The sequence below is a fragment of the Gluconobacter aidae genome, from assembly GCF_009547075.1.
Classification (GTDB): Bacteria; Pseudomonadota; Alphaproteobacteria; order Acetobacterales; family Acetobacteraceae; genus Gluconobacter; species Gluconobacter aidae.
On sequence record NZ_WIPH01000097.1, the window covers coordinates 1 to 1,092 of the forward strand.

At 52.8% G+C, this 1,092-nt stretch carries 1 protein-coding gene; it reads right to left on the minus strand.

Annotated elements, in window-relative coordinates; translation table 11 throughout:
• Positions 1 to 17 precede the first annotated feature (17 nt).
• Complete coding sequence (locus GFJ39_RS13880) at positions 18 to 893, minus strand: hypothetical protein (protein WP_153432043.1); 876 nt, start codon at positions 891 to 893, stop codon at positions 18 to 20.
• Positions 894 to 1,092 lie beyond the last annotated feature (199 nt).

A 1,092-nucleotide genomic window follows, 5' to 3' on the forward strand; every position in this document is an offset into this window, starting at 1 on the left:
GAAGGGCGATATCGTCCTCATGCGTTTTTAACCCAGAACCTTTTTTTTGCAGTTCTCTGCAAGGTCCATCCAGCCTGCCGCATGGCGCGGCCAAGTGCCCGTTGATGGATCGTAGATATCGGCCATTGATAATGAAGCAGATCTTCGACCACCAACCGTGAAGTGATATGGCCTGTCTGAGAGGCTGCCCAGATTTCGAGCACTTCGGGCATCCGGGCATCCAACCGCTCCTCGAATGTCGGAAGCTGCTGAGGAGGAGGTGGTGGTGGCGCCCGCTCCTGCTCTTCCCGTGCAGAATAAAAATCCTCTACGATGACTGAAATACGCTCATCGGAAGTTTCTGGGCTTTTGCACCGCCTTCCGAAAAGATGCTCGACCAGAAATTCAGCATGCTCTTGCAGGGTCAATTCTGCTTCGGGGTCAGCAACCGCGCCGGCCTCGATTTCTTCCCACGCTTTGCGCAGCCCGATGGGTTCCCAATATAAGCGGGAGTAATGCTCCGCCAGGTTCTCCTGAGTGACCGGCACCCACCGGCCCTGTATCACGTTGAAAATTTCAATGCGTTCGGGAAGGCATTTTCGTCTCCTGCTTTCCCTCAGCCATTCCCTGCGTTTTTCTTGATTATGTACGGGAGCATCACCGTGTTGCTGCGGAACATAAAGCTGACTGTTGGCCTTAGCTCGAACATCCTTCCAGATGTCGCTTGGATCACCGAACCCCCGAACAGACAGCGGACAGATCTCCAGAATATTTTCTGGCCCAGCTATACACCATTTCCACGTTATGACGTTCCATACCAGAAGACGCTCAGTCTCTGGGTTATATCTGGTGTTTCGCATCAGCCAGGCTCTCTGGTTTGGCCCCGACAGCATTCTCACTGCGTCATCACGCATGATGATATTCCTCATTAGTTTCTACGTTTCGTTCTGAATGGATTGGAGAAACCAATTGAGGCGGCCCTGTAGGCCATGGCGATGCGTAGACGCGCGTGATCGCTCGTCCCTCTTTCGAGGGTCGAGACGCGTGTAACTGTCTGATAAGCCAGTGTTTCATGGCGATCAGACGTCGATTTGTAGGGATTTATGATGGAAG